The following is a 20,546-nucleotide window of genomic DNA, read 5'->3' on the forward strand; positions in this document are numbered from 1 at the left end:
GAAAGCGAGAACATGGCAACGCCCGCGCATGTCGCGATCATCATGGACGGAAACGGACGCTGGGCCAAGGCGCGTGGCATGCCGCGGCTCGCCGGCCATCGCGCCGGCGTCGAGGCGCTGCGCAAGACGGTACGCGCAGCACCCGGTCTCGGCATCTCCTTCCTGACCGTCTATGCCTTCTCGTCAGAAAACTGGTCGCGGCCGAAAGCCGAAGTCAGCGACCTAATGGGTCTGTTGAAGCTGTTCATCCGCCGCGACCTTGCCGAGCTGCACCAGAGCGGCGTGCGGGTGCGGATCATCGGTGACAGGGCAGGGCTGCAGCCCGACATCAGGGGCCTACTCGAAGAGGCCGAATCGCTGACCGCTGGCAACGAGTCGCTGACCCTGGTCATCGCTTTCAACTATGGCGGACGCGACGAGATCGTGCGCGCGGCGCGCAAGCTCGCCGAGGCCGTGGCGCGCGGCGAACTCGCCAGCGAGGCGATATCAGTCGAATCCTTTGCCGGCTCCCTCGACACGCAAGGCATTCCCGATCCGGAATTGGTCATACGCACCAGCGGCGAGCTTCGTTTGTCGAACTTCCTTTTGTGGCAGGCAGCCTACAGCGAACTTGTCTTCCTGCCTTGCTACTGGCCCGACTTCAGTCGTGAGCATCTGGCTGACGCATTGCGCGATTTCGCCGGCCGCGAGCGCCGTTTTGGCGGACTTGCCGCCCAAGACGTCGCATCGTGACCGGCGCCGGCATGAGCAATCTCCAGCTTCGTGTCGTCTCGGCAGTCGTTCTGGCCGCGATTGCCCTTGGCTTGACCTGGCTCGGCGGGTTGTCGTTCCGTTTGCTTTGCGCTGCCATGGCGGCGGTGATATTCTATGAATGGACGCGCATGTCGCGCCCGGCCGCCGTTGCGGGGCTCGGCTTTCTGCCGGAAGCGCTGCTTCTTGTTTTCATTGGTGCCTTGATCGCCGGCCTGCCGGCGTCCTGGCTGCTGCCTCTTGTCGTGGCCCTTGTTGTCGTCACTTCTGTCGCCGCACGGATTGGCGGAACAACCCAGTGGGATGCTCCTGGCCTTGCCTATGCCGCTGTTTCCGGTCTTTCGCTGGCGCTGTTGCGCGACGGCGACCATTCCGGCCTGATTGCGATCCTGTTTCTGTTCGCGGTGGTATGGGCGACCGACATTTTTGCCTATTTCGTTGGCCGCGCTGTCGGCGGCCCAAAGCTGGCGCCGTCGATTTCACCCGGCAAGACGCAGAGCGGTGCGCTCGGCGGCGCCGTCGGCGGCGTGGTTGCGGGGGTGCTTTTGGCTGCTGCGGCCGGAGCCGGCAATCTTGGTGTCCTTGGCCTGGTCGCGCTGGTGCTGTCGATCGTCGCCCAGGCCGGCGACCTTTTCGAATCATGGGTCAAGCGCCGCCACGGCCGCAAGGATTCCAGCGCGTTGATACCGGGCCATGGCGGCGTCATGGACAGGGTCGACGGGCTTGTCGCGGCGGCTTTCGCCCTGTACGTCATCGGCTGGATTTCGGCGACCGCCGATCATCCGGCGCAGGGGTTGTTTCCGGCTTGAGCAGCATTTTCAGGGCGAAGAATGGCGCGCGCCACGGATTCGCCCGGATTAATGTCACAGTCGCGGCGCGAGCTGCGCTGCGGATGGAATTTGAGGGCATGAATTGAACGAGATTCTTCACGCGGTTTTCAGCACGCAGGGCTTCGTCCTCGGCACGCTGGTGCCTTTCCTGTTCGTGCTGACCGTGGTCGTGTTCGTCCATGAAATGGGCCACTACCTCGTCGGTCGCTGGTGCGGCATCGGCGTGAAAGCCTTTTCGATCGGCTTCGGCCCCGAACTTTTCGGCTTCAACGACAGTCATGGCACGCGCTGGAAGCTCTGCGCCATACCGCTTGGCGGCTATGTCAAATTCGTCGGTGACATGAACGCCACGTCGAGCCAGCCCAGCGCGGAAGATCTGGAAACGCTGACCGATGCGGAGCGCAAGATTGCCTTCCACGCCCAGCCGATCTGGAAGCGCGCGGCCACGGTGGTGGCCGGGCCGCTGTTCAATTTCCTGCTGACGATCGCCGTCTTCGCCGTGTTGTTTTCGGCCTATGGTCGCCCCGTGAGGGAGCCGATGGTGGCTCAAGTTACTGCCGGCAGTCCGGCGGAAAGGGCCGGCATTCTGCCCGGCGACCGATTCGTTGCTGTCGACGGCAGCAAGGTCGAGACCTTCGCCGACGTCCAGCGCCTGGTTTCGGGCCGCGGCGGCGATGCCATCACGTTCATCATGCTGCGCGACGGCAAGGAGGTCACCGTAACGGCGACGCCGGAACCGATGGAGCAGACGGATGCGCTGGGCAACAAGGGCAAGGTGGCGGTAATCGGCGTCGTCAACAACAATGAAGTCGGTCAGCCCAGGCTGATCACCTACAGCCCTGTCGGAGCGGTAGGCGCCGCGGTCGAGGAGACGGGGCACCTCATTCAGCGCACCGGCCAGTTTCTGCAGCGATTCGTCGTCGGCCGCGAAGACAAATGCCAGCTGGGCGGCCCGATCAAGATCGCGAAGATGTCGGGGCAGGCGGCAAAACTGGGCTTCCTGTGGTTGGTGCAACTCGTTGCCGGGCTGTCAGTCGGGATAGGGTTTCTCAACCTTCTGCCGATTCCCCCCCTCGACGGCGGCCATCTCTTGTTCTACGGCGTGGAGGCTGTCATCCGGCGGCCTGTGTCGGAACGGATGATGGAAATGGTCTACAGGGCCGGCCTGCTTCTGGTGCTCGGCTTCATGGTCTTCGTTGTCTGGAACGATCTGTTTGGGTGCTGAAATCATGAAGGAATTTGGCTTCGGCACGACCAATGTTGAGACGCCGTTTACCATGCAGGGGGGTATGAGTGACGCGAAAGCCACGCACCAGGGTTAAGTAATTACAAATTAACCAGAAGCCTTGCGTGTAGGGAAAATCCGGTTAATACGGTAGGAGAAATTACCGCACGTCCGGTTTTCTCGCCGTGGGGACTTCGAGAAAAGGTACAAAAGCCCGATGAAGGCAGCATCCAAGTTTCTGAGCGCCGCGTCCGCGGTGGCTTTGTCCGCCGCTCTGGTTGTGCCAGGCGCGCTCGCAGTGCAGTTCGTTGCCACATCTGCGGCAGAGGCTGCTGTTGTCAGCAGAGTGGAAGTCAGCGGCAACCAGCGTGTCGACGCCGATACCATCCGCAACTACGTCACCATCAAGCCCGGCAAGGCCTTTTCCAGCTCCGATATCGATGAGGCGGTCAAGGCCCTGTTCGGCACTGGACTGTTCTCGGACGTCCAGATCAACCAGGTCGGTTCGACGCTGGTCATCAAGGTTTCCGAATACCAGGTCGTCAACCAGGTTCTGTTCCAGGGCAACAAGAAGCTAAAGGACAACGCCCTGGCGGCAGCAGTCCAGCTGAAGCCGCGCGGCACGTTTTCGCAAGCAGCTCTCGATGCTGATGTCGAGGCGGTCAAGGCTGCCTACAAGCGAATCGGCCGCGACGACGCCGCTGTCACCACGCAGATCATGGATCTCGGCGACAACCGCGTGAACGTGGTCTTCAACATCAATGAAGGCGGCCGCACCCAGATCGCTTCGATCAATTTCGTCGGCAACAGCGCCTATTCGAGCCGCCGCCTGTCCGATGTCATCGCTACCAAGCGCTCGACTTTCCTGTCCTTCGTGCTGCGTGACGACGTCTATGACGAGGACAAGCTGCGCGCCGACCAGGAACTGCTGCGTCGCTTCTACTACAATCACGGCTATGCCGATTTCCAGGTTGTTTCCGCGGTCGGCGAACTCGACGACACGACAAACAAATACACGGTGACCATCACCGTGCAGGAAGGCGACCGCTACAATTTCGGCGACATCAGCGTCGAGAGCACGATCCCCGAGGTCGACTCGAAGTCGCTGGAATCAGTGGTCCAGACACACAAGGGCGACGTCTACAACGCCAAGGATGTCGAGGACTCGATCATCGCGCTGACCGAGAAGGTCGCGGGTTCCGGTTATGCCTTTGCCCAGGTGACGCCGCGCGGCGATCGCAACTTCGAGAACCACACCATTTCGGTCGTCTACACGGTCGACCAGGGCACCAAGGCCTATATCGAGCGCATCGAGATCCGCGGCAACGATCGCACGCGTGACTATGTCATTCGTCGCGAATTCGACGTCAGCGAAGGCGACGCCTTCAACCAGGTTCTCATCCAGCGCGCGAAGAAGCGGCTGGAAAACCTCAATTATTTTGACAAAGTCGACATCTCGACGGTGCCCGGCTCCGAGCCCGACCAGGTTGTGCTGGTGGTCGATGTGGTCGAGAAGTCGACCGGCGAGTTCTCCGTCGGCGCCGGCTATTCGACCGGTGGCGACACGGCAGGTCCATCTGTCGAAGGCTCGATCACCGAGCGCAACTTCCTCGGCCGCGGCCAGTTCATCAAGATCTCGGCGGGTGGCGGCAAGAATTCCCGCGACTACAGTCTGTCCTTCACCGAGCCCTATTTCCTCGGACGGCGTATTGCCGCCGGCTTCGACATCTTCCAGCAGACCCGGAACTACGACCACTACGACAGCGAGACGTTGGGAGCGACGGTTCGCTTCGGCCTGCCGATCACCGACAGCATCTCGACCCAGTTGGCGTATAACATCGCGCAAGAAAAATACGCGATTGCAGACGGTTGCTTGACCAGTGGGATTTACGATCCCACCAAGTGCACTATCTCCACCGCGATCCTGGATGGTGTGGAACAAAGCCCGTGGATCAAGTCGTCGGTCAGCCTTGGACTGGTCTACAACACCATCGACGACATGAAGAATCCGCATGAAGGCATCTACGCCACTGCCACCACGGAAGTGGCTGGCCTCGGCGGTGACGCCAAGTTCGTCAAGGTCACCGGCCGTACCAGTGTCTACCAGACGCTGTCAGAGCAGCTGGATCTTGTGGGGCTTGTTTCGGGCGGCGCCGGCCATATCTATGGCTATGGCAGTGACGACCTGCGCGTCTTCGATCATTTCCAGAGCAGTGACCGCATGATCCGCGGCTTTGCCTACGGCGGTATCGGCCCGGTGGCTCTGGGCACCAGCGGCGACCATCTCGGCGGCACAACGTATTTCAATGCTTCGGCCGAAGCCCAGTTCCCGCTACCTGTGATCCCGGAAAGCTTCGGTCTGCGCGGTGCGGTCTTCGCCGATGCGGCGACGCTCTATGGCAGCAAGGTCACTGGTGTCGACCCAACGTCAACCGGCATGCAACTGCGCGCGTCGGTCGGTCTCGGGCTGATGTGGGCATCGCCGTTTGGCCCGATCCGCATCGACTACGCGATCCCGGTCAAGAAGGAAGCGACTGACGACGTGCAGGAATTCAACTTCGGCATATCGACCCGCTTCTGATCTGCGGGTAACGATGCTTCCGGGCCGTTGGGGTCCGGAAGAAAGTGATCCGACCTAGCTGGATATTGCTTTTGGAATGACCGATCCGGTGTTCTTCGCGCCCTCACGCCGATACACGGCTGGCGAAGTCGCGAATCTGACCGGCGCGATGCTTGTCGATTCCGACCAATCCCACATATCGATTGCAGCCTTGGCACCGGCGAACGAGGGCGGCGAGGATGCGCTCGTCTTCGTCGACGGCAAGCGCAATTTTGCGCTGATGCAGTCCCTGAAGGCTGCGGCGGTCCTCTGTCCCGCCGAATTTGCTGTCAAGGCGCCGACGGGCGTTGCGGTTCTGGTCCATCCGCGTCCGCAACAGGCTTTCGCGATGGTCGGACGCCTGCTTTTCCCGGCGGCTGCCACGCCGGGACCGATGACCAGCGAAACCGGGGTCTCGCCGCATGCCCATGTCGACCCGACGGCGCATGTCGAGGCGGGTGCGATCATCGAGGCCGGCGCGGTCATCGGTCCGCGCGCTTCCATCGGCAGCGGAACCGTCGTTGCTCCCCATGCGGTGATCGGTCCTTCCTGCCAGATCGGCCGTGACGGCTACATCGGCCCGGGCACCAGCATCCAGTATGCGCTGATCGGCAACCGCGTCATCATCCATGGCGGCGCCCGCATCGGACAGGACGGCTTTGGTTTCGTGGGCGGCGCCAAGGGACCGGAGCGCGTCCCGCAGATCGGCCGTGTCATCATCCAGGACGATGTCGAGATCGGCTCGAACACAACGGTCGATCGCGGCGCCATGTCCGATACCATCATCGGCCAGGGCACCAAGATCGACAATCTGGTGCAGATCGCCCATAATGTTCGCATCGGCCGCAATTGCATCATCGCAGGGCTTTCGGGTATTTCCGGTTCCGTAACTGTAGGCGACAACGTCACCATGGGTGGTGGTGTCGGTCTTGCGGATCATTTGACCATAGGGGCAGGGGCCAAGCTTGCTGCGAGAAGTGGATTTATGAGCAACGTGCCTGCCGGCGAGATCTGGGGGGGCTATCCGGCCCAGCCGATGGCGGAAGCCATGCGCGAGATTGCCATGCTGCGCAAGCTGGCCAGGACGCGCAAGCAGGGCGACGGGGGGAATAGCTGATATGACGGCGGCGACGACGCTGGAGGCGGTTGACATATTGGGGCTGATGAAGCTCCTGCCGCATCGCTATCCGTTCCTGATGATCGATCGCATCATCGACATCGATGGCGATGACTCCGCCGTCGGCATCAAGAACGTCACCATAAACGAGCCGCATTTCCAAGGTCATTTCCCCGATCAGCCGGTGATGCCGGGTGTGCTGATCGTCGAGGCAATGGCGCAAACCGCCGGCGCCATCTGCATCCGCAGCCTTGCCGCCGAAAAACCATCCCTGGTCTATTTCCTGACCATCGACAACGCCAAATTCCGCAAGCCGGTCGTCCCTGGCGACCAGTTGAAAATCTATGTCAAAAAAATCAAGAAACGTGGCAATCTGCTCAAATTCGCCTGTGAAGCTCTGGTCGACGGCGCCAAGGCCGCTGAGGCCGAGATTTCGGCGATGATGGTCACCAGCGGCTGACGATCGAATGCTCATGAAAATCCAGACATCAATCCATCCTTCGTCGGTCATCGAGGAAGGCGCTCAAATCGGCGAAGGCGCCCGTATCGGGCCTTTCTGTCACATCAGTGCCGACGCCGTGATTGGCGATCGCGTTGAGCTGGTCAGCCACGTCTCAGTGCTGGGCGCAACCACCATCGGCGCCTCGACCAAGGTCTATCCGATGGCGACACTGGGCGGGCCGCCGCAGAACACCAAGCACAAGGGCGGCCGAACCACCCTGATCATCGGCGAGAACTGCACGATCCGCGAAGGCGTCACCATGCATCTCGGCACCGATTCCAGTCGCGGCGAGACGACGGTCGGCAACAACGGCAATTTCCTTGCCTACGCCCACATTGCGCATGATTGCGTCGTCGGCAAGAACGCCACCTTCGCCAATGGCGCGACGTTGGGCGGCCATTGCGAGGTCGGCGACAATGTCTATATCGGCGGCCTTACCGCCGTGCACCAGTTTGTCCGCATCGGCGACAACGCCTTTCTCGGCGGTTGCTCGGCTGTCGTCGGTGACGTCATCCCTTTTGCCATTGCCGTCGGCAATCGCGCAAGCCTGCGCGGCCTCAACATCATCGGCCTGAAGCGCTCCGGCCTGCCGCGCTCGGAAATCCATGTGCTGCGCAAGGCTTACCGGACGATCTTCGATCGCTCCCGCACCGTCGGCGAGAACATCGAATTCGCCAAGGCGGAATTCGCCGCGTCGCCGACCGCAATGAAAATCATCGATTTCATCGCCAGTCGCGGCAAGCGGCACTACGCCGTCCCGTCGCTCAAGGGTGGTGACGGCGATACCGATGACGAAGACTGAGGTCAGCGGAACGACGCTAGATCTCGCGCCAGGCTCCAGAGTCGGCATCATTGCCGGCGGCGGCAGCCTGCCGGTCGAAGTGGCAGTCGGACTGGCGGAGCGCGGATATCCGCCTGTTATCATCCTGATGGAAGGCGAAGTCGACCGTATACCGGACCTCGCCGGGTACGAGCAGGAAACCCTTGCTCTGGAGGACATCGGCTCACTCGTGCCGTTGCTGAAGCGACGCCGAATTACACATCTGGTGCTCGCAGGAGAGATCAGGCGCCGGCCAAGGCTGACCAGTCTGCGACCAAGTCTCAGCCTGATCGCCGTGATTCCCGTGGTAATCAGGGCACTGGCCCGCGGTGACGACGGCCTGTTGAAGGTTGTGGCGCGAGGTCTGCAAGCGCGAGGCATCAAGCTTGTCGGTGCTCACGAGGTCGTTCCTGAATTGGCCGCGGCCGAGGGCTCGCTGACCAGGGCCGAGCCGCGAAAATCCGACTGGCGCGACATCGAGGCTGCCCGCGCGGCGGCAAAAGCCATCGGCGCGCTGGACATTGGCCAGGCCGCCGTGGCGATCGGTGGCCGGGTGATTGCCCTGGAAGGCATCGAGGGCACCAACGGGCTGCTTGAGCGGACGGCACAATTGCGTGGTCATGGCAGGCTCGCCGGCAACACGCGCGGTGTCCTGGTCAAATGCGCCAAGCCCGGTCAGGAACTGCGTGCCGACTTGCCATCCATCGGCCCGCAGACCGTTGCCGCAGCGCATGCCGCCGGGCTTGCCGGCATTGCCATCGAGGCCGGGCGTTCGCTTGTCCTTGAAGGCCCAGCCACAATCGCCAATGCCAATGCGCTCGGCCTATTCATCGTCGGTCTGCCTGCAGCGGAGCTGGCGCATGGCCACTGACAAGCCGCTGAAGATCGCCATCGTTGCCGGCGAAGAATCCGGCGACCTGCTTGGAGCCGACATCGTCCAGGGGCTCAGGCGCGCGACCGGCCGCGACATCCAGCTGGTCGGCATCGGCGGCCGCCATTTGCAGGCGCACGGGCTTAACTCCCTGTTCGACGGCAGTGAAATCGCGCTGATGGGATTTAGCGCCATCCTGCGCGACCTGCCGCGGCTGATCCAGCGGATCGGCCAGACGGCAAAGGCGATCGCGGCTGAAAAACCCGACTGTCTCATCACCATCGACAGCCCGGATTTCTCGCTGCGGGTGGCAAAAAAGGTGCGTGCCGCCGATCCGGCAATCCCGATCATCCACTATGTCTGCCCGAGCGTCTGGGCGTGGCGGCCGGGCAGGGCTGTGGCGATGAAGCCTTATGTCGACCACATCCTGTGCATTCTGCCATTCGAGGTGAAGGCGCTCTCCCGCCTTGGCGGCCCGCCCGGCACCTATGTCGGGCATCGCCTCACCCATGACGCGGGCCTGGCAGGTGCTGCTAGGGCACAAGGCCTGCCACGCGACCTGTCCAATGACCGTGTGAAGACATTGCTCGTGCTGCCCGGTTCGCGCCGCGGCGAAGTGCGCCGGTTGATCGAGCCCTTTGGCAAGACAGTGTCGGCACTGCGCGCGCGGGGGCACCGCTTGCGCCTGCTGTTGCCAACCGTGCCGCATGTCGCCGACCTGGTCAGGGCGTCGGTGGCTCGCTGGGACGAGACGCCGGAGATCATTCTCGACCCCGAACGCAAATGGCAGGCTTTCGGCAAGGCCGATGCGGCTCTGATCGCCTCGGGAACGGTGTCCCTGGAGCTGGCGCTGTCCGGTGTTCCGATGGTGTCCTGCTACAAGCTCGACCCCATTGCGCGCCTGATCGCGCAGCATGTCATCAACGTCTGGTCGGCGCTGTTGCCCAATTTGATCGCCGACCGCGCGCTGATCACGGAATTCTACGACCAGTATGTCAGGCCGGACAATTTGGCCCATCAGCTGGAGGCCCTGTTTGCCGAGACCGGCATGCGTGCCTGGCAAAAGGACGGTTTCGCCGAGATCGCACGGCGCATGACGACCGACAGGCCGTCCGGGGACATCGCCGCCGATGTCGTGCTTCGCCACATCAAACCTGGTCACCACAAATAGAAAGCGCCCTTGCGGGCGCTTTTGACGGTTCGGTCTTGGCCTGCTCAGCGCTTGGCGATCGGCACGTAGTCGCGTTCGGGCGCGCCCGTATAGAGCTGGCGCGGGCGGCCGATCTTCTGGTGCGGATCCTCGATCATCTCCTTCCACTGCGCGATCCAGCCGACGGTGCGGGCGACCGCGAACAGCACGGTGAACATGGTGGTGGGGAAACCCAGTGCCTTCAAGGTGATGCCCGAGTAGAAGTCGACGTTCGGATAGAGCTTCTTCTCGATGAAATAGGAATCGGTCAGCGCGATCTTTTCCAGCTCCATGGCGATGTCGAGCAGCGGATCGTCCTTGATGCCGAGCTCGCCCAAGACCTCATGCGCGGTCTTCTGCATGATCTTGGCGCGCGGATCGTAGTTCTTGTAGACGCGGTGGCCAAAGCCCATCAGCCGGAATGGATCGTTCTTGTCCTTGGCGCGCGCGATGAATTCCGGGATGTGGTCGACATGACCGATTTCGCCCAGCATGTTCAGCGCTGCCTCGTTGGCGCCGCCATGGGCGGGACCCCACAGGCAGGCGATGCCGGCGGCAATGCAGGCGAACGGGTTGGCGCCCGACGAGCCGGCAAGACGAACGGTCGAGGTCGAGGCGTTCTGCTCGTGATCGGCATGCAGGATGAAGATACGCTCCATCGCACGCGCCAGCACCGGGTTGATCTTGTATTCCTCGCACGGCACCGCAAAGCACATATGCAGGAAGTTGGCGGCGAAGTTCAGCTCGTTCTTCGGGTAAATGAAGGGCTGGCCGATGTGGTACTTGTAGGCCATCGCCGCGATCGTCGGCATTTTGGCGATCAGCCGCATCGAGGCGACCATGCGCTGGTAGGGGTCGGAGATGTCGGTGGAGTCGTGATAGAAGGCCGACAGCGCGCCGACCACGCCGCACATCACCGCCATCGGGTGCGCGTCGCGGCGGAAACCGGTGAAGAAGCGCGACATCTGCTCATGCACCATGGTGTGGCGCGTCACGCGGTAATCGAAATCGTCCTTCTGCGCCTTGGTCGGCAATTCGCCGTAAAGCAGGAGGTAGCAGACTTCGAGGAAATCGCCATGCTCGGCCAACTGGTCGATCGGATAGCCGCGATGCAACAGGATGCCGGCATCGCCGTCGATGAAGGTGATTTCGGACTCGCAGCTCGCGGTCGAGGTGAAGCCGGGATCATAGGTGAAGGCACCGGTGGTGCTGTACAGCGAGCCGATATCGATGACGTCAGGCCCGACCGAGCCGCTTCGCACCTTGAACTCGTGCGTTTTGCCGCCGAGTTCCAGCGTTGCCGTCGACGTGTGCGGTTTGCCGCCAAATTCCAGTTTTGTCGCAGCTTCGGTCATTGCAAGCTCCTTTTGTTTCGTCATGCCGGCAAAGGCAGATATCTGCAACGCAACACGTCGAAGGCATCGGACTGCGCGCTGGCGCCCGCAGGGGGATTTCCGTGCCAGATTGGACCAAGACCTAATGTTGCACTGCGAAACGTACCTTTCAATGCCAATCTTCTTGGGCCAGATCTCTCCTAATCGATTTGATCGGCGATGCGGGCCAGGCTTTCCTCGCGGCCAAGCACGGCAAGCACGTCGAAAACGCCGGGCGACGTGGTCTTGCCGGTCAGGGCTGCCCGCAGCGGCTGGGCCACGGCGCCGAGCTTGTGGCCACCGGCCAGCGCGTAGTCGCGGATCGCGGCTTCCGCATTGGCGGCCGTCCAGTCGCCCGAAACCGTCTGCAGTGCCGCGCGGGCGCCGCGCAGAACCGTGCGTGCATCGGCATTCAGCACCAGCGCTGCCTTCTCGTCGATCGGCAACGGCCGCTCGACGAACAGGAAAGCGGCGCCGTCGACCAGCTCCACGAGCGTCTTGGCACGCTCTTTCAGGCCGGGCAGGGCGGCAATCAATTGCGCCTTGCGCTTGTCGTCGAGACGTGCGGCAAGCGCCGGCCCGCCTTCGAGATAGGGCAGAGTGGCGACGAAGATATCGAACAGCGCCTTGTCGTCCATCTTGCGCATATGCGCGCCGTTGATCGACTCCAGCTTGGCGAAGTCAAAACGCGCTGCACCCTTGTTGACATCGCCGATGTCGAACCAGGCAACCATGTCCTTGATCGACATGATCTCGTCGTCGCCATGGCTCCAGCCGAGCCGGGCCAGATAGTTGAGCAATGCCTCGGGCAGGTAGCCCATGGCACGATAGGCCTCGACGCCGAGCGCACCGTGCCGCTTCGACAGTTTTGCGCCGTCGGCGCCGTGGATCAGCGGGATGTGCGACATTGACGGCACGTCCCAGCCCATGGCGTTGTAGATGACGGTCTGGCGCGCGGCGTTGGTCAGATGATCGTCACCGCGAATGATGTGGGTGACGCCCATGTCGTGATCGTCGACGACGACGGCATGCATATAGGTCGGATTGCCGTCCGAGCGCAGGATGATGAAATCGTCGAGATCCTTGTTGGGAAAGCGCACCTCGCCCTGCACGCGGTCGTGCACGACGGTCTCGCCCTCGGTCGGCGCCTTGATGCGGATGGCGCCCTTGACGCCTGCAGGCGCCTCTGAGGGGTCGCGGTCGCGCCACTGGCCATTGTAGCGCGGCGGCAGGCCCTTGGCGCGTGCCGCCTCGCGCATCGCCTCGAGCTCGGCTGGCGTCTCATAGCTGTAATAGGCCTTGCCCAGGCGCACCAGCTCCTCGGCCACCTCGCGGTGGCGCGGTGCACGCTCGAACTGCGATATGGCCTCGCCGTCCCAGGAAAGCCCAAGCCAGGTCAGCCCATCCAGAATGGCCTGGGTAGCCGCCTCGTTGAAGCGCTCGCGATCCGTGTCCTCGATGCGCAGCACCATAGTGCCGTCGGTGTGCTTGGCATAGAGCCAGTTGAACAGCGCCGTGCGCGCGCCACCGATGTGCAGGTAGCCGGTGGGCGAGGGGGCAAAACGGGTGACGACCTTGTCGGACATGGAACTCTCGGGGAACGTAGGAAGCGGGTGTGGTTTCGCGGACTTTCGCGCGTTGCGCGTTCATGTAGCATAGGAGGTCTAGGGCGCAAGGGGCAGACCCGATGGCTGGACGAGGCCGCAGCGTGGACGACAGCGATGGCGCGACCACAAGCGTCAGCGAACGGTCGCTGTTTGCCGACGTTCCGCTTGTCGAGCAAACGCCGGTTTTGCTGCCGGTGCCAGACCTGGGCATCCCCCCTTCATCGCTCGATGGTCCCACGCCGGTACCAGCTCCCGCGACCGGTCCGGTGTTGCGCTTCCACGGCAGGCTTCGCCGTTCGTCATTGCCCGCAATCCGCCGCGGCATCGCGGTGGCCGCCGGCACGGAACTCGACCGCGGCGTCGCCTTCCTGCTGGTGCCGGTTTTTCTCGCCGCCGGCGTGATCATCTACTTCTCGCTGGCCAACGAGCCGGGCTTTCTGCAACCCATCGCCTTCGTGATGCTGATGGCATCCTGTTCCATTGTCTCGCGGTCGTGGCCGAGGACGCATCTGTGCTGCATGGCTGCGATGCTGTGCGCGCTCGGCGTGGTCGCCGCCAAGCTGGAGACCTGGCGCGCCGGAACGCAAATGCTCGGTTCCGAGATTCAAACACGGCTGACCGCGCGCGTCGTCAGCCTTGAGGAGATGGAAAGCGGCCGCGTCAGGCTGACGCTAGACGTGGTCTCGACCGCTTATCCCAAGCTGCGCTACGCGCCGGAGCGTGTCAGGCTCTCGGCGCGCACGGTTCCCGCCGATATGACCGCCGGTTCCCTGATCACCGGTTATGCCAGGCTGATGGCGCCAACCGGCCCGGTGCGGCCGGACAGCTATGACTTCTCCTTCGACAGCTATTACTCCGGCATCGGCGCCAGCGGCTTCTTTCTCGGCAACCCAAAAACCATTGCCTCGGTGGCCCCCCCGCGGCTTACCGCACGGCTTTCTTCCGCGATCGAAAACGCGCGCGAGAACATTGCAGACCGTATCAGGGGCAAAATCGGCGGCGCAGAAGGTGAGATTGCCGCGGCACTGATTGTCGGCGTGCGTGCCGGCATCCCGGAAGAGATCAATGAGGCGATGCGGCGCACCGGCATCTATCACATCATCTCCATTTCCGGCCTTCACATGGCCTTGGTCGCCGGCACCATCATGGCGCTGCTGCGCGGCGCCTTTGCCCTGTTTCCGGATTTTTCCTCACACCGGCCGGTCAAGAAATATGCCGCGGCTGCCGCGCTCATTTCCATCGCTGCCTATCTCGTCATTTCAGGCGTCGTGGTTGCAGCCGAACGCAGCTTCATCATGCTGGCGGTGATGCTGATCGCCGTGCTGTTCGATCGGGCAGCACTCACCATGCGCAATCTGGCGATCTCAGCCATCGCCGTCATCCTGGTGTCGCCGCACGAAGTCGTCGGCCCGAGTTTCCAGATGTCCTTCGCCGCCACCGCGGCGCTGGTCGGCGCCTATGCCGGTTGGTCCGACTACCGCGAGGGCAAGGCAACGTCACCACCGCCTCGGCGCTCACTGCCAGCCTTCCTCAGTCGAAAATTCCTGCTGGCGACAGGCGGTCTGGCCATGACCTCGATCATCGCCGGCAGCGCCACCGCGCTGTTCGCCATATGGCATTTCCAGCGTGTGTCGCCGCTCAGCCTGTTCGCCAATCTGGCCATCATGCCGATCGTCTCCGTCGTCATGCTTTTGGCCGTGATCAGCGCCCTTGCGATGCCGTTTGGCGCCGATGGAATACCACTGTATTTGATGGGCAAGGGGCTGACGGCGATGATCGCCCTGTCGGCATGGATTTCGGAGCGCTCGCCGATCGATGCGGTCGGGTTGATCTCGCTCAAATCGGTGTTTCTGACGACCATCGCGCTGATCATCGCCACCATGGCGACGACATGGCTTCGGCTGGCAGCACTGCCATTTGCACTCGCAGGCCTGCTGACGATTTCCGACACACGCACGCCCGACGTGCTGATTTCCGAGGACGCCCATCTGGTTGCGCTGCCGATTGGCGGCGGTGAGCTGGCCCTCAACCGGGCGCGTTCGAACGAATTCACGACCGACAACTGGAAGCGCGCCCTAAAGTCCGAAACCATCGTCGAGCCCGAGACGTTCGACAACAGCAGCGAACAATTCGATATTGCCGACCCGACCGAATTGCCGCCAGGCTCGCCCTTCTATTGCAAAGCCGGGCTGTGCCTTGCACGGCATCCCTCCGGCGCGATCGTCGCCTATGTCGAAGACCGCAAGAACGCGTGGAAAGCCTGCTCTTTCGCGACCCTGATTGTCATCGACGACGCCACCGCCTATGACCCTTGCCGCGATCCGCTGGTCCTTGTCGTCAACAAACGACAACTTGCCCGTTCGGGCAGCGCAGCCATCTTCTTCGATCCGCAATCGGCGACCAGGCCGGCAGAGATCGACTTTGCCGTCGACAAGCCATACCGCCCCTGGCACGTCCAACGAAAATTCTCTCGCGAAGCGAGGGGGCTACCGCCCTACAAGAAGCCCGAAAAATCAGCCGTCAAGCCGGCTCAGTAACGGCGGATCAGCCCGACCAACTTGCCTTGCACCTTGACCCGGTCCGGGCCGAAAATGCGGGTCTCATAGGCCGGATTGGCGGCCTCGAGCGCGATCGAGGCGCCCTTGCGGCGGAACCGCTTCAGCGTCGCTTCCTCGTCATCGACCAGCGCCACGATGATCTCGCCCGGGCTGGCGGTATCGGCGTTGCGGATGATGACCGTGTCGCCGTCGAAAATGCCGGCCTCGATCATCGAATCGCCCTTCACCTCCAGTGCATAGTGTTCGCCGCCCATGATCATGTCCGGTGGCACCGAGATCGAATGCGTCTGGTGCTGGATGGCGTCGATCGGCACACCGGCGGCAATGCGTCCCATCACCGGGATCGACACGGCGGCGACCACATCGTCGTCATTGCCGGCCGAAGGCATGCGCGAAGGCGCTGGCTTGATTTGCCGCCCGAGGCCGCCTTGTCCAAGACTGCCCTGGATAACGCTCGGCGAGAATTTGCGCGCTGCGTTGAGGCCGGGCGCGATCGAGTCCGGCAGCCGCAGCACTTCCAGGGCGCGGGCACGGTTGGGTAGCCGGCGAATGAAGCCGCGTTCTTCCAGCGCCGTGATCAGCCGGTGAATGCCTGACTTGGAGGCAAGGTCCAGCGCTTCCTTCATCTCGTCGAACGACGGCGGAATGCCGCTCTCCTTCAGTCGCTCATGGATGAACATCAGAAGTTCATGTTGCTTGCGCGTCAGCATGGCGGCCCCCAAGGGTTTCGAACCAGAGATTTCGAACCAGAATCAGAAAAACAAACACAGAACAAACACTATCTGTTCCAGTTGTGTTCCGCAACCGTTTAAAGTTTAATGAATATGTTAGGGCTCTGGAAACGATACCGCCGCGCCAACGGCACCGCCGCGCTTTCACCGGTTCGCGCCTCATCGCCTTGATTCTGCTTCCGTTTGCCGCCTCTGGGTTCCCAAAAGGCGGCATTGGAATCGGCCGTCAGTCGGCAAAGATGGCGGGCAATTGCAGCCATATCGACGGGGCGATTTGGTTAATGCACCGTGAACGAAACGAAGTCAAAACGCCAACCTTGGGCAGGTTTGGCTCCTGATTTTCAGCACCTGGTCGGACAGCTTGTCATCGGTGGAACCTTGCCGCGCGATGCCAGGTGGTGGAAAAGCGCTGGTGACCGATGGATGCCGTCGTTCCGGCGTTGCGTCGAATGTTGGGGGAGCAGACAAACCATGACAGGAATTCCCGATCTGGCGGCCATCGAGGCGATGGATGCCGCGGATCCGCTGCGCGCCATGCGCGACCGCTTTGTGCTGCCGCAAGGAGTGATCTATCTCGACGGCAATTCGCTGGGGGCTGCCTCGCATGCCGCTTTCGACGAGTTGCGCAAGGCGGCGACCGAGGAATGGGCGCATGACCTGATCCGCGCCTGGAACACGGCCGGCTGGTTCGACATGCCGCTCGAGCTCGGTGACCAGCTTGGGCGCCTGATCGGCGCCGCCGCCGGCCAGACGGTGGTCTGTGACACGACCTCGGTCAACATTTACAAGCTGCTGCACGCCGCGATGGCCATGCGGCCGGAGCGGCCGGTCATCGTCGCCGAGGGTGACAGTTTTCCGACCGACCTCTACATGGCCGAAGGCGTGGTCTCGACGCGAAAGAACACTCAGCTGCGCCTTTCGGGTTTCGACGCGCCTGATATCGAAGAGCTGATCGACGAACGCACCTCCGTGGTGCTGGTCAACCACGTCAACTACAAGTCGGGCGAGCTGCGCGACATGCCGGCGCTGACGCGCAAGGCTCAGGATGCCGGTGCGCTGATCGTCTGGGATCTCTGCCACACCGCCGGTGCGATGCCAGTCGAACTGGACAAGGCAAACGCCGACTTCGCTGTCGGCTGCACCTACAAATACCTGAATGGCGGCCCGGGCGCCCCTGCCTTCATCTATGCGGCCGAGCGCCATCTGGCCGACATCCAGCAGCCGCTCACCGGCTGGTGGGGCCATGCAAGGCCCTTCGCCTTCGAGCCGGGCTATGCCGCCGGCATTGGCATCCGCCGCTTTCTGTGCGGCACGCAACCGGTGCTGTCGATGCGCACGCTGAAGGGCGCGCTCGACATCTGGAGCGATGTCGACATGACGGCGGTGCGAAGCAAGAGCATTGCGCTGGCCGACCTGTTCATCGAACTCGTCGAGGCCAAGTGCAGCGCTTACGGGCTGACGCTGGAAAGCACCCGCGACGGCAATAAACGCGGCAGCCAGATTTCGTTCGCGCACGAGCATGGCTACCAGATCATGCGGGCGCTGATCGAGCGTGGCGTGATCGGCGATTTCCGCGCGCCCTCGACCATGCGCTTCGGCTTCACCCCGCTCTATGTCGGTTATGCCGATGTCTGGCAGGCGGTCGAGGTGCTCGAAGACATCCTGCGCAGCGGCGCCTGGAAGGACGCGCGCTTCGCCGTCAAGACGGCTGTCACCTGATCGGGAGCGCTGGTATCAAACGCCTTTCGGCGCGCGCAGCCGGAAGCGCTGGATCTTGCCGGTCTGCGTCTTGGGCAAGGCGTCGACGAATTTCACCGAGCGCGGGTATTTGTAAGGCGCGATCGTTGCCTTGACGTGGTCCTGCAGGCGTTTGACGGTTTCCTGGTTTGCTGAGACGCCTTGCACCAGCACGATATGGGCTTCGACGATCTGGCCGCGTTCGATATCTTCGGCGCCGATCACCGCGCATTCGGCGACGTCGGCATGCGAAAGCAGCGCCGCCTCGACCTCCGGCCCGGCAATGTTGTACCCGGCGCTGACGATCATGTCGTCGGAGCGGGCAGCAAAGTGGAAGAAACCGTCTTCATCCTGCAGAAAGGTGTCGCCGGTGAGGTTCCAGCCGTCGCGGACATACTCCTTCTGCCTGATATCGGCCATGTAGCGGCAACCTGTGGGGCCGCGCACCGCCAACCTGCCTGTCGTGCCGCGCGGCACCTCGCGCATCTCGTCGTCGACGATGCGCGCCTCATAACCGCCAACGGGTTTTCCGGTTGAAGCCGGTTTCATGTCACCAAAACGGTTGGAGATGAAGATGTGCAGCATTTCGGTGGCGCCGATGCCGTCGAGGATCGGCTTGCCGGTCTTCTGCGTCCATTCCTCGAAAACCGGCGCCGGCAACGTCTCGCCGGCCGAAACGGCGACGCGCAGCGACGACAGGTCGGCGCCTTCATCCATCGCCTTCAGCATCGCCCGATAGGCGGTCGGCGCGGTGAACGAGATGGTCGCCCTGTAGGTCTCGATGATGTTGACCATGTTGGGCGGCGTCGCCTGTTCGAGCAAGGTCGCGGCGGCGCCGAAGCGCAGCGGGAAGATGGCGAGCCCGCCAAGGCCGAAGGTGAAGGCGAGCGGCGGTGAGCCGACAAAGATATCGTCCGGCGTCACCTCGAGGATTTCGCGCGCATAGGCGTCGGCGATGATCAGCAGGTCGCGGTGAAAATGCATCGTCGCTTTCGGCACGCCGGTCGTGCCGGAGGTGAAGCCGAGCAGGGCGACGTCGTCGCGGCCGGTCTTCACCGCGGCAAAAACGACCGGCTTGTCGAGCGCCGCGCGATCGAGTTCGGCATCATGGTTGGCGGTGCCGTCGAAGCCCACGACCTGCTTCAGGAACTGGCTGTCCCTGGCGCAAGCCGCCATCTCGTCCATCAGCCTGACATCGCACAGCGCCAGGGTTATCTCCGCCTTGTCGACGATCTTGGCCAACTCGCCGGCGCGCAGCATCGGCATGGTGTTGACGACGACCGCACCCGCCTTGGTGGCGGCCAGCCAGCAGGCGACCATGGCCGGATTGTTGGCCGAGCGGATCAGCACCCGGTTGCCCGGCCTGACGCCAAAATTCTCGACCAGCGCGTGCGCCAGACGGTTCGTCCAGTCGGACAGTTCCTTGTAGGTGCGGCGGCGGCCATTGCCGATCAGCGCGGTATGGTCGCCAAGGCCTTTTTCGACCAGCCTGTCGGTCAGTTCGACCCCGGCATTGAGAAAATCGGGATAGGCAAAGCCGTCGAGCAGGAAGTTTGGCCATTGCTCCTGCGGCGGAAGATTGTCGCGGGTAAATGTGTCGGTATGGGCTGTCGGTCCAAGCATTTCGCGGCTGTGTCCCCACCTGCTTTGTGACCATGGCGTGCGTTGCCTGGACAGGCAACATCGCATCTGCCGAAAATTGTTTCAAGCCTAAAGGTTTTCGCCTCGAAGCATTGACGGCGCCCCGCGCCATGCTCATTGCTACGTTGCAAAAGCCACATCGCCAGGGGGAGGGCGCCAGTGCTCGAACATCACATTGCCGATTGGGACAACGCCTATGCCAACGGCGCCAACATCGCCGGCAGCGACCGCTGGCCCGCGGCATGGGACGAGCCTGCGCAGGCCTTTCGCGACGCTCTTTCGGCCAAGGGCAGGGCGCAGCTCGACATTGTCTACGGCGATAACTCACGCAACCGACTCGATCTCTTCTTACCCAATGCCGCGCCCAGGGGGCTCGTTGTGTTCATCCATGGCGGCTACTGGATGACGTTCGACAAGAGTACCTGGTCGCACCTCGCCAATGGCGCTGTCGGTCACGGCTATGCGGTGGCAATGCCGTCCTACACGCTCTGCCCCGACATACGCATCGGCGGCATCGCCAGCGAAGTCGGCGCGGCGATCGGCAAGGCGGCGGCGCTGGTCGAAGGGCCGTTGATGTTGACCGGGCATTCCGCCGGCGGCCATCTGGCCAGCCGGATGGTGACGACAACCACGCCTCTGGCGGTCGATGTCGCGCGGCGCATTCGCCATGTCGTATCGATCTCGGGTGTGCACGATCTGCGCCCGATCATGCGCACCGGCATGAACCAGACGCTGGCGATCGAAGAGGCCGAGGCGCTGACGGAAAGCCCGGCGCTGCTGCGGCCGATGCACAAGGCCCGCCTGACCTGTTGGGTCGGCGGTGGCGAGCGCGCCGAGTTCCTGCGCCAGAGTGCGCTGCTGGCCAATATCTGGACCGGCCTCGGTGCCGCGACCAGCTCGGTGGTCGAGCCTGACCGGCATCATTTCAACATCATCGACGGTTTGGTCGATCCGGACCATCCTCTGACCCGGACCTTGATCGCGGAGTAGAGAAGC

The 20,546-nt window shown here is 62.8% G+C and carries 16 protein-coding genes; 12 read left to right on the forward strand and 4 right to left on the reverse strand.

The genetic code is table 11. The features are described 5' to 3' along the window. Positions 1 to 12: 12 nt before the first annotated feature. The 9 genes from AC1DVW_RS16305 to lpxB all read left to right on the forward strand — a co-directional run bounded on the left by AC1DVW_RS16305 (position 13) and on the right by lpxB (position 9,885). Complete coding sequence (locus tag AC1DVW_RS16305) at positions 13 to 732, forward strand: isoprenyl transferase (RefSeq protein WP_477247109.1); 720 nt, start codon at positions 13 to 15, stop codon at positions 730 to 732. A gap of 11 nt (positions 733 to 743) precedes the next feature. Next, complete coding sequence (locus AC1DVW_RS16310; RefSeq protein ID WP_477324308.1) at positions 744 to 1,559, forward strand: phosphatidate cytidylyltransferase; 816 nt, start codon at positions 744 to 746, stop codon at positions 1,557 to 1,559. Positions 1,560 to 1,662: 103 nt separating this feature from the next. Then, on the forward strand, positions 1,663 to 2,805 hold the full coding sequence (gene rseP, locus AC1DVW_RS16315) for an RIP metalloprotease RseP (RefSeq protein WP_477324311.1): 1,143 nt from the start codon (positions 1,663 to 1,665) through the stop codon (positions 2,803 to 2,805). Positions 2,806 to 3,022: 217 nt separating this feature from the next. Continuing rightward, the gene (gene bamA / locus AC1DVW_RS16320; protein WP_477247103.1) at positions 3,023 to 5,386 is read left to right on the forward strand and encodes an outer membrane protein assembly factor BamA; all 2,364 of its coding nucleotides are present in this window, start codon (positions 3,023 to 3,025) and stop codon (positions 5,384 to 5,386) included. 76 nt (positions 5,387 to 5,462) lie between these two features. Continuing rightward, a complete protein-coding gene (gene lpxD / locus AC1DVW_RS16325) occupies positions 5,463 to 6,521 on the forward strand; it encodes a UDP-3-O-(3-hydroxymyristoyl)glucosamine N-acyltransferase (RefSeq protein WP_477247101.1) in 1,059 nt (352 codons plus the stop codon). Continuing rightward, the gene (gene fabZ, locus AC1DVW_RS16330) at positions 6,514 to 6,981 is read left to right on the forward strand and encodes a 3-hydroxyacyl-ACP dehydratase FabZ (protein ID WP_477247205.1); all 468 of its coding nucleotides are present in this window, start codon (positions 6,514 to 6,516) and stop codon (positions 6,979 to 6,981) included. Before lpxD ends, fabZ begins: the two co-directional genes overlap by 8 nt. Before the next feature lie 13 nt (positions 6,982 to 6,994). Continuing rightward, positions 6,995 to 7,825 carry an acyl-ACP--UDP-N-acetylglucosamine O-acyltransferase gene (gene lpxA / locus AC1DVW_RS16335; protein WP_477247203.1) on the forward strand — a complete coding sequence of 277 codons (831 nt, stop codon included), beginning with the start codon at positions 6,995 to 6,997 and terminating at the stop codon, positions 7,823 to 7,825. Beyond that, complete coding sequence (locus AC1DVW_RS16340; protein ID WP_477324313.1) at positions 7,812 to 8,714, forward strand: LpxI family protein; 903 nt, start codon at positions 7,812 to 7,814, stop codon at positions 8,712 to 8,714. Before lpxA ends, AC1DVW_RS16340 begins: the two co-directional genes overlap by 14 nt. Beyond that, on the forward strand, positions 8,704 to 9,885 hold the full coding sequence (gene lpxB, locus AC1DVW_RS16345; RefSeq protein WP_477324315.1) for a lipid-A-disaccharide synthase: 1,182 nt from the start codon (positions 8,704 to 8,706) through the stop codon (positions 9,883 to 9,885). The genes AC1DVW_RS16340 and lpxB overlap by 11 nt, the downstream gene beginning before the upstream one ends. 44 nt (positions 9,886 to 9,929) lie before the next feature. Here lpxB and gltA read toward each other — a convergent pair whose 3' ends face one another. Then, positions 9,930 to 11,258, reverse strand: a complete 1,329-nt coding sequence (gene gltA, locus AC1DVW_RS16350; protein ID WP_477247095.1) for a citrate synthase — start codon at positions 11,256 to 11,258, stop codon at positions 9,930 to 9,932. A 179-nt stretch (positions 11,259 to 11,437) separates the two neighbouring features. Then, entirely contained in the window at positions 11,438 to 12,862 is a 1,425-nt protein-coding gene (gene gltX / locus AC1DVW_RS16355; RefSeq protein WP_477269668.1) for a glutamate--tRNA ligase, read from the reverse strand. A gap of 101 nt (positions 12,863 to 12,963) precedes the next feature. Here gltX and AC1DVW_RS16360 point away from each other — a divergent pair, with 101 nt between their 5' ends. Next, positions 12,964 to 15,420: a ComEC/Rec2 family competence protein gene (locus AC1DVW_RS16360; protein ID WP_477324317.1), complete on the forward strand. Its 2,457-nt coding sequence runs from the start codon at positions 12,964 to 12,966 to the stop codon at positions 15,418 to 15,420. Here the strand turns inward: AC1DVW_RS16360 and lexA are convergent. Then, positions 15,414 to 16,151, reverse strand: coding sequence for a transcriptional repressor LexA (lexA, locus tag AC1DVW_RS16365; protein WP_258601763.1), 738 nt, complete (start codon positions 16,149 to 16,151; stop codon positions 15,414 to 15,416). The genes AC1DVW_RS16360 and lexA overlap by 7 nt on opposite strands. 492 nt (positions 16,152 to 16,643) lie before the next feature. Between lexA and kynU the strand changes: the two genes are divergently transcribed. Next, complete coding sequence (kynU, locus tag AC1DVW_RS16370; protein WP_477324319.1) at positions 16,644 to 17,891, forward strand: kynureninase; 1,248 nt, start codon at positions 16,644 to 16,646, stop codon at positions 17,889 to 17,891. Between the two features lie 15 nt (positions 17,892 to 17,906). Here the strand turns inward: kynU and AC1DVW_RS16375 are convergent, their stop codons facing one another. Beyond that, positions 17,907 to 19,532: an AMP-binding protein gene (locus AC1DVW_RS16375; RefSeq protein ID WP_477247087.1), complete on the reverse strand. Its 1,626-nt coding sequence runs from the start codon at positions 19,530 to 19,532 to the stop codon at positions 17,907 to 17,909. A 177-nt stretch (positions 19,533 to 19,709) separates the two neighbouring features. On the opposite strand from AC1DVW_RS16375, the gene AC1DVW_RS16380 reads away from it, so the two are divergent. After that, a complete protein-coding gene (locus AC1DVW_RS16380) occupies positions 19,710 to 20,540 on the forward strand; it encodes an alpha/beta hydrolase (RefSeq protein ID WP_477324321.1) in 831 nt (276 codons plus the stop codon). Positions 20,541 to 20,546 lie beyond the last annotated feature (6 nt).

Source organism: Mesorhizobium sp. P3_B5, from assembly GCF_056402815.1.

Excerpts from the sequence above, each read along its gene's own strand:
- AC1DVW_RS16340 (WP_477324313.1), top strand. The coding sequence starts at position 7,812 with ATGACGAAGACTGAGGTCAGCGGAACGACGCTAGATCTCGCGCCAGGC.
- gltX (WP_477269668.1), bottom strand. The coding sequence starts at position 12,862 with ATGTCCGACAAGGTCGTCACCCGTTTTGCCCCCTCGCCCACCGGCTAC.
- AC1DVW_RS16310 (WP_477324308.1), top strand. The coding sequence starts at position 744 with ATGAGCAATCTCCAGCTTCGTGTCGTCTCGGCAGTCGTTCTGGCCGCG.
- lexA (WP_258601763.1), bottom strand. The coding sequence starts at position 16,151 with ATGCTGACGCGCAAGCAACATGAACTTCTGATGTTCATCCATGAGCGA.
- lpxB (WP_477324315.1), top strand. The coding sequence starts at position 8,704 with ATGGCCACTGACAAGCCGCTGAAGATCGCCATCGTTGCCGGCGAAGAA.
- AC1DVW_RS16360 (WP_477324317.1), top strand. The coding sequence starts at position 12,964 with ATGGCTGGACGAGGCCGCAGCGTGGACGACAGCGATGGCGCGACCACA.
- bamA (WP_477247103.1), top strand. The coding sequence starts at position 3,023 with ATGAAGGCAGCATCCAAGTTTCTGAGCGCCGCGTCCGCGGTGGCTTTG.
- AC1DVW_RS16305 (WP_477247109.1), top strand. The coding sequence starts at position 13 with ATGGCAACGCCCGCGCATGTCGCGATCATCATGGACGGAAACGGACGC.
- AC1DVW_RS16375 (WP_477247087.1), bottom strand. The coding sequence starts at position 19,532 with ATGCTTGGACCGACAGCCCATACCGACACATTTACCCGCGACAATCTT.
- lpxA (WP_477247203.1), top strand. The coding sequence starts at position 6,995 with ATGAAAATCCAGACATCAATCCATCCTTCGTCGGTCATCGAGGAAGGC.
- lpxD (WP_477247101.1), top strand. The coding sequence starts at position 5,463 with ATGACCGATCCGGTGTTCTTCGCGCCCTCACGCCGATACACGGCTGGC.
- gltA (WP_477247095.1), bottom strand. The coding sequence starts at position 11,258 with ATGACCGAAGCTGCGACAAAACTGGAATTTGGCGGCAAACCGCACACG.
- kynU (WP_477324319.1), top strand. The coding sequence starts at position 16,644 with ATGACAGGAATTCCCGATCTGGCGGCCATCGAGGCGATGGATGCCGCG.